The sequence below is a fragment of the Parasphingopyxis sp. CP4 genome, assembly GCF_013378055.1.
GTDB lineage: Bacteria > Pseudomonadota > Alphaproteobacteria > Sphingomonadales > Sphingomonadaceae > Parasphingopyxis.
Genome location: NZ_CP051130.1, coordinates 2237542 through 2249900 on the forward strand (window position 1 = coordinate 2237542; position 12359 = coordinate 2249900).

Below are 12359 nucleotides of genomic sequence, written 5' to 3' on the forward strand. Positions count from 1 at the left end.
GCAACGCAACAAAAAGTTGAAGCGGCCGCCTTTCCCCGGCATGCATCGCGCATGGCGCTCGATTCCCTAATGGTGAAGATTGCCGTCATCGGCGTGGCCGGTGTCGGCGCGCAATGGATCGCATGGCGTACCGGCCGACCGGCCATCGCCCTCATGTTGATCGTCGGCATATTGGTCGGCCCGGTCAGCGCGCTCATTCCGCATGAACTGTTTCGCGGAGGCCTCATAAATCCCGAAAGAGATTTTGGGGCTCTGATGGAGCCCATCATCAAGCTTGCCGTCGCCGTGATCCTGTTCGAAGGGGGCCTCAGCCTCAACTTCCGCGAGTTACGACAAGCCGGATGGGCGGTGATGCGCGTGGTGATTATCGGGGTGCCAGTCGGGTGGTTCCTCGGCACGCTTGCCGGCCATTATGGGGCGGGGCTGAGCTGGGAAGTCTCCGCACTCTTCGGCGGCATATTGGTGGTGACCGGGCCCACGGTCATCGGACCGATGCTGCGCACCTTGCGCGTGGGCCCGCGCGTGTCGAACATTCTCAAATGGGAAGGGATCGTCAACGATCCGATCGGCGCGCTGCTTGCCGTCTTCATCTTCGCCTACATCACCTATGGCGGTGCGGGCACCAATGTTGCCGCGATCAGCTTCGACGTGATCGGTTCGACCTTTATCGCCGCCCTGCTTGGCGCTGCGCTCGGCTGGGGTGTGACCTGGTTCTTCCCGCGCGGCTATGTGCCGGAATATCTGAAGGCACCGATGCTGCTGATCCTGGTGATCGGTGGATTTGTGGTTGCCGATATCATCCAGCACGAGACCGGGCTCGTCACCGTCACGATCATGGGCGTGGTGATGGCCAACCGGCCGATGTTTTCGAGCCATGCCCTGCGACGCTTCAAGGAAGATCTGGCGGTACTCTTAATTTCCGGCGTGTTCGTCATGCTGTCAGCGACACTGGACTGGGAGGTTATCGCCAGCTTCCAGACGACATCGCCCGACCCGATCGAGGGCGTGCTGCGCTTCCTCGGCTTCCTGTTCCTGCTGTTGTTCGTCGTCCGTCCGCTAACCATTCTCGTTTCGCTGCTCTTTTCGAGCGTCCCCTGGAATGAGCGTCTGTTCATCGCCTGGATCGCCCCGCGCGGTATTGTTGCGGTGGCAATCACCGGCCTGTTTGCGATCCGGCTTGCCGATTTCGGGGTTGAAGATGCCGAGGCGCTGATCCCGCTATCCTTCGGCGTCGTGATCGCGACGATCTTCGCCCATGGCTTCTCGGCCAAATGGTGGGCGCATCGACTCGGTATCGATCAGGGCCCGGCAGACGGCGTATTGCTGGTCGGAGCCAATCGCTGGACGATCGATTTTGGCGAACTGCTCAAAAAACTCGAGATACCGATAACCATCGCTGACCCGTCCCAATATGCCCTGCGCGCAGCCCGGCGGCGCGAGCTGGCTGTCTATCGCGGCGATATTCTTGACGAAGTCACCCAGGAACATCTCGACCTTGGCCAGTTTCAGGAGCTCATCGCTGCGACCGACAATGACGCATATAACGCGTTGATCTGCGACGATCTCGGCCCCGAAATGGGCTATGATTCCGTCAGCCAGATCGGCACCGATCGCGATCGCGCGTTCCAGTCGCGCGGCCGGGTCCTGATGCGTTCGGCGCCGACCATCGATGATTTGCTGAAGTGCGAAGATGCCAAATGGGTCTTCACCCGGACAAAGATCACCGACAAGTTCGGGATGGAGGATCTCAAAAAGAACCTTGATACCGATGCACTGCTGATTTGCGTGATGAAGCCCGACCGGCGGCTGCTCTTCTTTTCCACGGATGCACGGCCAGTGGTCGAGGCCGGCGATATCGTTGTCAGCTATGCGCCACCAGAGGCACCGAGCGAACAGCTCGAACGCAAACGCCGCCCAACTGAACCCGGCCCTGAATCGGACCCAGAATCCGGCACTGAACCCGAGCCGGCCTAGGCGGCTTCCATCTCTGTTTCTTCAGATTCCGCAGCGGCTTTCAGCAGGCGTTTTTGTAGCGCTTTCAATCGGCTGCCATTGACGATCTTCTCGCCAAATAGATCCGTCAGGTAGAATGTATCGACCGCGCGCTCACCATAGGTAGCGATATGGGCCGAGCGGATCGTGACCTTGGACTGGAACAGCGCATGGGTCAGGCTGTTGAGCAATGCAGGCCGATCAAGCGCATTCACTTCGATCACGGTGTAGCGATTGGATGCCTTGTTATCGATCAGCACGAGCGGCTCGATATGGAAGGCTTCGGCACGAGTCCGGGCCATTGGCCGGGCTTCGAGGCGCTCTTTGAGCTTATGTTTGTTCGCCAACGCATCGCGAATTGCGGTTTCGAGGCGCTGTAACTGGCCGGGATCGTCAAACGTCCCGCCAAAGGGATCCTGAACCAGGATGTTATCGATCGCCATGCCATCGCGCGTCGTATAGATCCGCGCGTCGATAACATTTGCGCCCGCCATGTCGACGGCACCGGCCAGCCTGTAGAATAGGCCCGGATGGTCAGCCGTATAGACGGTCACCAGGGTCGCGCCGCGATCATGATCGGGCTGCATGGCGATGGAAAGCGCGTCGTCATTGGCCGAGGCGTCCGCCATCTGCCTGGCATTGGCGATCGCGGTATCCTCATTTTCCGCAATCCAATAGGCGCGCGGCATGCGTTTGAAGAGCGCATCGAGATCCGGTTTTGGCCAGTCCAATGCGTCCGACAGCGATTCCTGTACAGCGGCAATGCGCGAGCGCCGACCTTGATGCTTATGGCCAAGCCGCAACGTTTCTTCGGCCAACTGATAAAGATCGGTCAGCAACTGGCGCTTCCAATCATTCCATACGCCGGGCCCAACCGCGCGGATATCGACAACGGTAAGAACCAATAGCAGCTTCAACCGTTCTGGGCTTTTCACGGCGAGGACGAAATCTTCGATCGTTTTGGGATCGGCAAGATCGCGCTTGAAGGCCGCCGCCGACATCAACAGGTGCCAGCGGACAAGCCAGGCGACAGTTTGCGTTTCACCCGCATCAAGACCGAGGCGCGGGCATAATTTGTTTGCAACTTCTGCCCCCAGGATCGAATGATCGCCACCGCGTCCCTTGGCGATATCGTGGAGCAGCACCGCGACATAGAGCACGCGGCGCGAAACGAGCTTGCCCATCACGCCATGCGATAGCGGGTGATCATCCTTGAGCCGGCCATTCTCGATCTTGGAGAGGAGTCCGATTGCCCGGATCGTATGCTCATCGACGGTATAGTGATGATACATGTCGAACTGCATCTGGGCGACGACCCGGCCGAAATCGGGAACGAAGCGCCCGAATATCCCGGCCTCATTCATCCAGCGCAGCACAGTTTCCGGGTCACGCGGGCTGGTCAACACATCCAGGAACAGAGCATTTGCCCGCTCATCCTTGCGGATCTTGGCGACGCGTTTCTCATCCCGTCCTGCCTGGCGCATCGCCAATGGGTGGATTTCGAGTTGGTGCTTGTCGGCCAGCGCGAATATCTCGATCAAACGGACGGGATCTTCGGCAAAGAAACCCTCGTCGGGAATAGACAGCCGCCCACGATCGAGAATGAAGCCGTTCAGTTTGCGCGGCTTGCGACGTAGGGTCGGCATCACAAAGCGACGCCCGCGCGGTCCATATTGTTCGTCGAGATGCGCGAGGAACACACCAGTCAGATCGCCCACCTGCTTCGCGATCAGGAAATAATGCTGCATGAACCGTTCGACCGCGGATTTCCCGGTCCGCTCGGCATAGGCCATTCGCTGGGCGATCTCAGGCTGTACGTCGAAGGTCAGCCGTTCTTCGGGGCGCGATGTGATCAGGTGCAAATGACAACGCACCGCTAGCAGGAAATCGCGCGCCTTGCGAAACTGTTTGAGCTCATCGGACGTCAGCAGGCCATGTTCGACAAGCTCGCCCAGATCGCGCACCTGATGGACGTAGCGCCCGATCCAGAACAAGGTGTGCAGGTCTCTCAGCCCGCCTTTTCCATCCTTTACATTGGGCTCGACGACATAGCGGCTATCGCCCATCCGATTGTGCCGCGCGTCACGCTCGGCCAGCTTTTCGGCGGTGAAGGCCTGCGCCGTTCCCTCGACCACTTCGGCATAGAAGCGGCGTGTGGCCTCGTCATACAGCGCCTCGTCACCCCATAGATACCGTGCTTCGAGCAACGCAGTGCGGATCGTGAGATCGCTTTTCGCCATGCGCACCATATCGTCTAGCGAACGGCTTGAATGGCCGACCTTCAATCCCAAATCCCAAAGCGTATAGAGAATGGATTCAATGACTTGCTCGCACCAGGGCGATTGTTTGTAGGGGGTGATAAAGCCGATATCGAGATCGGAAAACGGTGCCAATTCACTGCGGCCATAGCCGCCAACCGCGATCAGGGTCAGCCGCTCGCCATCCGATGGATTGCTGTTCGAATAGAGGCGCTGGACGGTGAAATCATAGATCAGGCGCAGCAACTGGTCATAGAGAAAGGAATAGCTGCGGGTGATAATCGACCCGCGCGAAGGCTTTTGCTCCAGCCGCTCGGCGATCTCCGCGCAGCCTTTTTCCATAACCGTTCGAAGTTCGGTCACCGCTGCCGCGCGCAGGTCCGCATTGTTATCGGCCTCAAGCGCGTGCAATCGCGCCGCAACTTCTCGCCGGTCAATAATCGTACGCCGATTGGGGATGAGGCTCGCTGGCATAGCGCTAATCTAGGCGCCGTCGCCTTCGTCCGCCAGTCGTTTGAGACGATAAACAAGTTCCAGCGCATCGCGCGGGGTCAGGTCATCGGCATGGATCGCCTCAAGCGCATCGCGAAGTGGATCGCTGCTCTCCTCTTCCTGGGCAATGTCAGCGGTGAAGAGTGGCAGGTCATCCAGCCCGGCAGCCAGCCCGCCAGTGGCCGCACGACCGGCCTCGAGCTTGGCCAATACGGATCTTGCCCGGGCGACCGTTTCCTTCGGCAGTCCAGCGAGTTTCGCCACGGCGAGCCCATAGCTACGATCCGCCGGCCCATCGGCGAGTTCATGGAGCAGCACAAGATCGCCCTTCCATTCGCGGGCGCGCACATGATGGAGCGATAACGCATCCAGCCGTTCCGCGAGGCGCGTGAGTTCGTGATAATGGGTGGCGAAGAGGCATCGGCACTGATTGACGTCATGCACCGCCTCGACCACCGCCCAGGCAATGGCGAGACCATCATAGGTGGAGGTGCCGCGTCCCACTTCGTCCAAGATGACCAGGCTGTTCGCTGTCGCTTGTGAGAGGATGGCCGCAGTTTCGACCATCTCGACCATGAAGGTCGATCGGCCGCGCGCGAGATTGTCCGACGCGCCGACCCGGCTGAATAGTTTGTCGACAATGCCGAGTTCGGCCGAAGCTGCCGGGACGTAGCTTCCGGCCTGAGCGAGCACGGCGATCAGCGCATTCTGGCGCAGGAAGGTCGATTTACCGCCCATATTCGGTCCGGTGACAAGCCAAAGCCGTTCTTCGGGCGAGAGGCCGCAATCATTGGCGACAAAGCGCTCGCCCTGTTGTTCGACGGCGCGTTCGACGACCGGATGGCGACCCGCCTCCACCTCGAAACAGGGATGATCGGCCAGTGTCGGTCGTACCCAGCCGGAAACGGCCGCTTGTTCGGCAAGGGCGCTTGCAACATCGAGCCGGGCCAGGGCATCTGCGGTTGCCGCAATCCGATCGCGATCGACCAAGACCGTCTCGGTCAGTTCCTCAAGATGCGCGGCTTCGGCAGCCAGCGCATGCGCGCCAGCCTGGGTCACGCGCTGTGCTTCCTCATGCAAATCCGGCGCGTTGAACCGCACGACACCCGCCAAAGTCTGACGATGGGTGAAACCGGACTCCGCATTCATGAGCGGATCGGCATGGCGGGTCGGGACTTCGATATGATAGCCGAGCACATTATTATGCTTGACCTTGAGCGTCGCGATCCCGGTCGCCTCGCGATAGCGCGCTTCAAGAGCGGCGATCGCCCGCCGGCCTGCTCCAGCCGTTTCGCGCAGATCATCGAGTGCTGCATCATAGCCTTCGGCGATAAAGCCGCCCTTGCTGGTATCGATCGGTGGCTCGGGGACGAGCGCGCGCGCAAGATGGTCGGTCAGCGCGCCATGGCCCGTGAGCTTGGGCAGCAGCGCCGCCAGCAAGGCAGGTGGATCCGCGCGTTTGGCGAGGCTGATATTGAGGGTGCGCGCCGCCCCCAGCCCGTCGCGCATCAAGCCGAGATCGCGCGGCGTCCCGCGCCCGGCGACGAGCCGGCCCAGCGCCCGACCGATATCGGGGAGCGCTTTCAATTGGCCGCGCAGCGTCTCGCGCAAGCCTGCGTCATCCGCAAATAGCTGCACCAGATCGAGTCGCGCGCCGATCGCGGGAATATCTGTGAGCGGTGCCGCGATGTCCGCCGCGAGGAGCCTGGCGCCGGCACCTGTAACCGTCTGGTCGATACAGCCGAGCAGGCTGCCCTTGCGGCCTCCGCCTACCGCTTCGGTCAGTTCCAGGCTTTCGCGGGTTGCCGCATCGATCAGCATATGATCGTCGGATCGGTGCCGGGCCGGCGGCTGCAGGAAGGGCAGCGCGCCCTGCCCCGCGGTTTCGAGATAGGCCAGCAATCCGCCCGCCGCCGCAAGCTCTGCCCGGTCGAAATCGCCAAAGCCATCGAGCGTCGCAACGCCAAACAGCTGCTTCAGCCGTTTTTCCGCCGCGATGCTGCTGAAATCGCCTTTTGCGCAAAGCTGGGCATGGGACGGGGCGGCAACAAAACCTTCTGGTGCAATCAGTTCGGCCGCGCCGAGCCGCGCCAGCTCCGCATCCAGCATCGCGGGGTCAGCGGCGGACAGCGCAAAGCGGCCGGTTGAAATATCGGCTGCCGCAATGCCAAGCGTACCGCCGGTAACGGCAATCGCGACCAGCCAATTCTCGGCCCGGGCATCGAGCAAGGTTTCTTCGGTCAAGGTGCCGGCGGTGACGACTCGGACCACGGCCCGCTCGACCAGCGCCTTGGATCCAGCGCGCTTCTTGGCCTGTTCGGGGGTTTCGGTTTGATCGGCGATGGCAACCCGGTGGCCGGCCTTGATCAACCGTGCGAGATAGGCCTCGTGGCTGTGCGCGGGGACGCCGCACATCGGAATCGGCGCGCCATCATGCTCGCCACGTGCCGTTAGAGCGATATCGAGGGTTGCCGCCGCGGCCTTGGCATCGTCGAAGAAAAGCTCAAAAAAATCGCCCATCCGGTAGAAAAGCAGGCAATCCGGCACCGTCTCCTTCAACGCAAGATATTGCGTCATCATCGGTGTCGGCCCGCTCTTCGCCGCGCGTTTCTTTTTCGCCTGTGTCGCCATGTCGAATCCGGGGATAGCGTCTTGCCGCAGCCGCCGCCATGCCCCAAAAGGCGATTGGGCGGAAAGACCCAGTTATCCACGATGTCATCCACAGAGGACGGTATGAGCGACAAGACCAATGTCGAGTTTTCCGAGCGCGAGGCGCTGCTGTTTCACTCGCATGAACGGCCGGGCAAGATTGAGATCGTGGCGACCAAGCCGATGGCGACACAGCGGGACTTGAGCCTGGCCTATTCGCCGGGCGTCGCGGTGCCGGTGAAAGCAATCGCCGCCGATCCGGCCACCGCCTATGACTATACTGCCAAAGGCAATCTCGTGGCCGTCATCTCCAACGGTACGGCGATCCTCGGCCTCGGCAATCTGGGTGCACTGGCGTCAAAGCCGGTGATGGAGGGTAAGGCCGTCCTGTTCAAACGATTCGCCGATGTCGATTCGATTGATATCGAACTCGCCACCGAGGATGCGGAAAAGTTCATCAATGCGGTCGAACTGATGGAGCCGAGCTTTGGTGGCATAAACCTGGAAGATATCGGCGCGCCGGCCTGTTTCATCATCGAACAGACGCTGCGCGAGCGGATGAACATCCCGGTTTTCCATGACGACCAGCATGGAACAGCGATCATTGCGGCCGCCGGCGTTATCAATGCGCTGCATCTCACAGGACGCGACATCACAGATATCGACATGGTCGTGTCGGGCGCCGGTGCTGCAGCAATCGCCTGCACCGAACTGATCAAGGCGATGGGCGCGCCCGCCGATCGCGTGTTGATGTGCGATTCCAAGGGCGTGATCTACCAGGGCCGCGAAGAATCCATGGACCAATGGAAATCCGCCCATGCCGCGCCAACCGACAAACGCACATTGCGTGAAGCGATGGAGGGCGCGGACCTTTTCCTCGGCCTGTCCGTCGCCAATCTGGTCGATCAGGACATGGTGAAGTCCATGGCCGACAAGCCGATCATCTTTGCAATGGCAAACCCCGATCCCGAAATACTGCCCGAAGACGCAAAGGCCGTGCGGCCCGATGCGATCATCGCCACCGGCCGCTCAGACTATCCAAACCAGGTCAATAATGTGCTCGGCTTTCCGTTCATTTTCCGCGGTGCGCTCGACGTGCGCGCGACGACGATCAATGACGAAATGAAGATCGCGGCTGCCACATCGCTCGCGGAACTGGCCCGCCAGCAGGTCCCCGAAGAAGTCGCCGCAGCGTACGGGAAATCGCATAGCTTTGGCCCGGATTACATCATTCCCGCACCGTTTGATCCGCGCCTGATGGAAATTGTGCCGGCCGCAGTCGCCCAGGCGGCGATGGACTCGGGCGTCGCCCGCCAGCCTATCCTCGATATCGATGAATATCGCGATTCGCTGAAGTCCCGTTTGAACCCGACCAATTCGGTGCTGACGCTTGCCTATGAGCAAGCCCGCGCCCAGCCGCGCCGTGTGCTGTTTGCCGAGGGCGAAGAAGAAGTCGTACTGCGCGCCGCCATCCAGTTCCTCGATGGAGGCTATGGCATTCCCGTTCTGGTCGGTCGCGACGATGTGCCGGAACGGCTTCGCGAACTGGGCGTCGATGATCCCGACAGTTTTGAATATCATAACAGCCGCAAATCACCGCTCGTGCCGCAGATGGTCGATTATCTCTATGATAGGTTGCAGCGCCGCGGATTCTTGCGGCGCGATTGCGAGCGTATGGTCAATAACGATCGCAACATCTTTGGCGCGCTTTTACTCGCACTCGGCGAAGCCGATGTGATGATAACAGGCGTGACGCGCCAGTTCAGCCAGTCGCTCAGTCAGGTGATGAAGGTGATCGACCCAATTGAAGGCCGTCGACCGTTCGGCATCCATATGCTGGTCGGCCGCAACCATAATGTCTTCATGGCCGATACGACGATCAACGAACGTCCATCGCCCGAACTGCTCGCTGACATTGCTGAGCAAACCGCTGCGGTGGCGCGGCGCATGGGCCATGAACCGCGCGTTGCCTTCCTGTCCTATTCAACCTTCGGCAACCCACCGGGCAACTGGCTTGAGAATATTCGCGAAGCGGTTGCCTTGCTTGATGAGCGTGGCGTGAGTTTCGAATATGAGGGGGAAATGGCGCCCGATGTCGCGCTCAACCCGAAGCTGATGAAGAGTTATCCGTTCAGCCGCTTGTCACAGCCGGCGAATGTACTGGTGATGCCGGGTCTGCAATCGGCGAATCTGTCAGCCAAGTTGCTGCGCGAACTCGGCGGCGATTCGGTGGTCGGACCAATGCTTGTCGGTATGGCCCGCCCGGTCCAGATTGCGACAATGTCGGCAACCGCCAGCGAGCTTGTGACGCTGGCAGTGCTCGCTGCGGGCGGGATTGCGCGCTAGTTTTCTAGATCAACCGATGGGCGGTTGAGTGATTAGCCGCCTGGATTATCCGCTGTTCCACCGCCTCGGCTGATGCTGCCAACCTGGCCAATATTGCCGAACAACTCGTCAAAGAAGCTACGATCTCGGCCGAGCGTTGGTGTTTCTTCGCCCCAGGGATTGATCGACGCGACCTGATCAATGCCGATCTGGTCCACCGCCGCGACATTGCCATCACCGGCAAAACGAACCGCGAGAATTGTCTGGTTGACCGGACGAGGTCGGGCAAATGCAAGCTGGCGAGATTCGCGAGAGACATAATACCAGGTCGGCGTCTCAGTCGCAGTCGTGAACTGGCTGGTGAAGGTCGGGCGGCCAAGCGTTGCCTGAACAGATGCCCGATTATCAACACCAGGTTGTATCGATTCAATCAGAATCTGTTCGCCCAGATAGCCCTGATGCGTGCGAATCTGCGCGCAACCGCTGGTTACAATGCCGGTCGCCATCAGCGCCACCATGCTGGCGATCATCGGCAATTGCCGGATTTTCGGGGCCATTTCACTCTCCTTACGCGCAATGCCAATACAGCCAGCATTGCAACTTGGTCATCGGCGCTCAATATGCGGAACAAGGGGCCGATAGCAAGGCCGCATCGATGGAACGAGAGCAAGCCCAATGTCATTCTTTACCCGGCTTTTTGGTGGACGCGAGCCCCGCGACGCATTGCAGCCGCTTTACTGCATGGTTGTTGCCCGTGCGCGCGACCCGCAATGGTATGTCCAAGGCGGAGTACCGGACACGCAGGATGGGCGATTCGACATGATTGCCGCAATCCTGGCGTTGATCTTACTGCGCCTCGAAAATCAAGGTGATGCATTCGGGCCGCAAAGCGCTCTGCTTGCCGAACTGTTTGTCGAGGACATGGACGGCCAGCTGCGCGAGCTTGGTGTGGGTGACATCGTGGTAGGAAAACATATCGGCAAGATGATGGGCGCACTTGGTGGGCGGCTTGCCGCTTATCGCGACGGCTTCAAGCCCGATGGCGACGCGCGGGAGTCCTTGTTGCGCAACCTGTATCGCGGAACCGAGCCGGCTGATGATGCGGTCAATTATTCTGTAACCCGACTAGAGCAATTCTCTGCAGCACTGGCGGAAACGCCCGGGGCCGATATCGTCTCGGGTACCGTGCCGGAGCTTGCATGACTGTCGATCCTGAATTTTCCCGCCCCATTCCAATCGACACGATCGGTGCTGGCGCGGTTGAGCATGAGATCTCTGCCAATCCGGACGAATGTGCGGCCTTGGCCAAGCGCTTTGGGCTCAAAGCAATCGCAACTCTGGGCGCGCGCGCCGATGTACGCCGGGAGGGAGATCAGATATTCGCCGATGGATCAGTACAGGCTGAAGTGACGCAAAGCTGCGTAGTAACGGATGAACCGATTGCCCACTCCGTCAACGAGGGTTTTTCGCTCCGCTTCGTGCCGGAAGATGCGCCCAAGGACGAAGAAGAAATCGAGCTGAGCGCCGATGAATGTGAAACGCTGACCTATCTGGGCGGCGCTATTGATCTTGGCGAAGCCGCCGCGGAAACGCTTGCTCTAACGCTGGATCCATTTCCGCGCGGCCCGAATGCAGATGATGCCCTGCGCGACGCCGGCGTTATCAGCGAAGAAGAAGCCGGGCCTTTTGGTGCGCTAAAGGGTCTTAGAGACCAGTTGGCTGCCAAAAAGGACTAACGCCTAAAAGGGTACGTCGTCGTCGAGATCGTCGTCGAACGCGCCACCGGCAGGCTTGGAACCGGAGGATTGGCCCCCGCCATTGCCCCCTGAGTCGCCCCAACTATCACCACCACCGCCAGCACTGCCGCCGCCACCGCCACCGCCACCATCGCGGCCGTCGAGCATCGTCATGCTGCCGTTAAAACCATCGATCACGACTTCGGTGGAATAGCGGTCATTGCCGGACTGGTCCTGCCATTTCCGCGTCCGAAGCTGGCCTTCGATATAGACCTTGCTGCCTTTACGCAGATAGCGTTCAGCAACATTGGCGAGACCTTCGGAGAAAATGGCAACGCTGTGCCATTCGGTACGCTCGCGGCGTTCCCCGGTCTGCTTGTCTTTCCAGTTTTCAGATGTGGCAATCCGCAAATTGCAGACCTTGCCACCATTGTTGAAGGTGCGGCTTTCAGGATCGCGTCCGAGATTACCGATCAATATTACCTTGTTGACGCTGCCTGCCATGTCTTGTCTCCCGCGAGGCGACAGGGGTCCCGCCTCCCTCAAATGAAAAATACCCTGAGCGTGTCGAAGGGTCGCTGTCTTTGGCTTAGTTAAAGGACAGTGCTTCGACAAGCGCAGCCGTACCGGATTGTGAATTGTCTGAGGCTGTGCGCAGCCTGCTCAGCGCGCTAGCTGTTCGACCTCGACAGCTGCGGCATGATCGCGGCGAATAGCGTAGGTTTTGCCGCCAATCGTGCAGGCAATCGGATCGCCGGCAAATGCTGCACAATGGGTCGCTTCAACAGTTTCGCCCTCCACGATTCCCGAATCGCGAAGACGCTGAACCACTTCTGCGGACAGGCTGTCCCAATCAACCGCGGTGATTAGAGCCGATTCGCGCAGCGGGAGTCGGTCGAGTCGCATT

9 protein-coding genes are annotated in these 12359 nt (G+C 60.1%); 4 read left to right on the forward strand and 5 right to left on the reverse strand.

Translation table 11 applies throughout. The features are described from left to right. Positions 1 to 51: 51 nt before the first annotated feature. Positions 52 to 1974, forward strand: a complete 1923-nt coding sequence (locus HFP51_RS10875) for a sodium:proton antiporter (protein WP_176875742.1) — start codon at positions 52 to 54, stop codon at positions 1972 to 1974. Here the strand turns inward: HFP51_RS10875 and HFP51_RS10880 are convergent. Beyond that, positions 1971 to 4724: a [protein-PII] uridylyltransferase gene (locus HFP51_RS10880; protein WP_176875743.1), complete on the reverse strand. Its 2754-nt coding sequence runs from the start codon at positions 4722 to 4724 to the stop codon at positions 1971 to 1973. The genes HFP51_RS10875 and HFP51_RS10880 overlap by 4 nt on opposite strands. Positions 4725 to 4733: 9 nt before the next feature. Next, positions 4734 to 7373, reverse strand: a complete 2640-nt coding sequence (mutS, locus tag HFP51_RS10885) for a DNA mismatch repair protein MutS (protein WP_255454643.1) — start codon at positions 7371 to 7373, stop codon at positions 4734 to 4736. A 102-nt stretch (positions 7374 to 7475) separates the two neighbouring features. Between mutS and HFP51_RS10890 the strand changes: the two genes are divergently transcribed. Then, the gene (locus tag HFP51_RS10890; RefSeq protein ID WP_176875744.1) at positions 7476 to 9737 is read left to right on the forward strand and encodes an NADP-dependent malic enzyme; all 2262 of its coding nucleotides are present in this window, start codon (positions 7476 to 7478) and stop codon (positions 9735 to 9737) included. Positions 9738 to 9769: 32 nt separating this feature from the next. Here the strand turns inward: HFP51_RS10890 and HFP51_RS10895 are convergent, their stop codons facing one another. Further along, on the reverse strand, positions 9770 to 10273 hold the full coding sequence (locus HFP51_RS10895; RefSeq protein WP_176875745.1) for an outer membrane protein assembly factor BamE: 504 nt from the start codon (positions 10271 to 10273) through the stop codon (positions 9770 to 9772). A 118-nt stretch (positions 10274 to 10391) separates the two neighbouring features. Between HFP51_RS10895 and HFP51_RS10900 the strand changes: the two genes are divergently transcribed. Further along, the gene (locus tag HFP51_RS10900; protein WP_176875746.1) at positions 10392 to 10919 is read left to right on the forward strand and encodes a ubiquinol-cytochrome C chaperone family protein; all 528 of its coding nucleotides are present in this window, start codon (positions 10392 to 10394) and stop codon (positions 10917 to 10919) included. Next, positions 10916 to 11452, forward strand: coding sequence for a DUF177 domain-containing protein (locus tag HFP51_RS10905; RefSeq protein WP_176875747.1), 537 nt, complete (start codon positions 10916 to 10918; stop codon positions 11450 to 11452). Before HFP51_RS10900 ends, HFP51_RS10905 begins: the two co-directional genes overlap by 4 nt. A 3-nt stretch (positions 11453 to 11455) precedes the next feature. Here HFP51_RS10905 and ssb read toward each other — a convergent pair whose 3' ends face one another. Further along, positions 11456 to 11956 (reverse strand): single-stranded DNA-binding protein, encoded by a 501-nt coding sequence (gene ssb / locus HFP51_RS10910; RefSeq protein WP_176875748.1) that lies wholly within the window; start codon positions 11954 to 11956, stop codon positions 11456 to 11458. Positions 11957 to 12115: 159 nt separating this feature from the next. After that, the gene (locus HFP51_RS10915; RefSeq protein WP_176875749.1) at positions 12116 to 12358 is read right to left on the reverse strand and encodes a FeoA family protein; all 243 of its coding nucleotides are present in this window, start codon (positions 12356 to 12358) and stop codon (positions 12116 to 12118) included. Between the last annotated feature and the right edge of the window lies 1 nt (position 12359).

Bases quoted from the DNA above. Each gene is read 5' to 3' on its own strand.
- HFP51_RS10900 (WP_176875746.1), top strand. From the start codon at position 10,392: ATGTCATTCTTTACCCGGCTTTTTGGTGGACGCGAGCCCCGCGACGCA.
- HFP51_RS10905 (WP_176875747.1), top strand. From the start codon at position 10,916: ATGACTGTCGATCCTGAATTTTCCCGCCCCATTCCAATCGACACGATC.
- HFP51_RS10915 (WP_176875749.1), bottom strand. From the start codon at position 12,358: ATGCGACTCGACCGACTCCCGCTGCGCGAATCGGCTCTAATCACCGCG.
- HFP51_RS10890 (WP_176875744.1), top strand. From the start codon at position 7,476: ATGAGCGACAAGACCAATGTCGAGTTTTCCGAGCGCGAGGCGCTGCTG.
- ssb (WP_176875748.1), bottom strand. From the start codon at position 11,956: ATGGCAGGCAGCGTCAACAAGGTAATATTGATCGGTAATCTCGGACGC.
- HFP51_RS10880 (WP_176875743.1), bottom strand. From the start codon at position 4,724: ATGCCAGCGAGCCTCATCCCCAATCGGCGTACGATTATTGACCGGCGA.
- HFP51_RS10895 (WP_176875745.1), bottom strand. From the start codon at position 10,273: ATGGCCCCGAAAATCCGGCAATTGCCGATGATCGCCAGCATGGTGGCG.
- HFP51_RS10875 (WP_176875742.1), top strand. From the start codon at position 52: ATGGCGCTCGATTCCCTAATGGTGAAGATTGCCGTCATCGGCGTGGCC.
- mutS (WP_255454643.1), bottom strand. From the start codon at position 7,373: ATGGCGACACAGGCGAAAAAGAAACGCGCGGCGAAGAGCGGGCCGACA.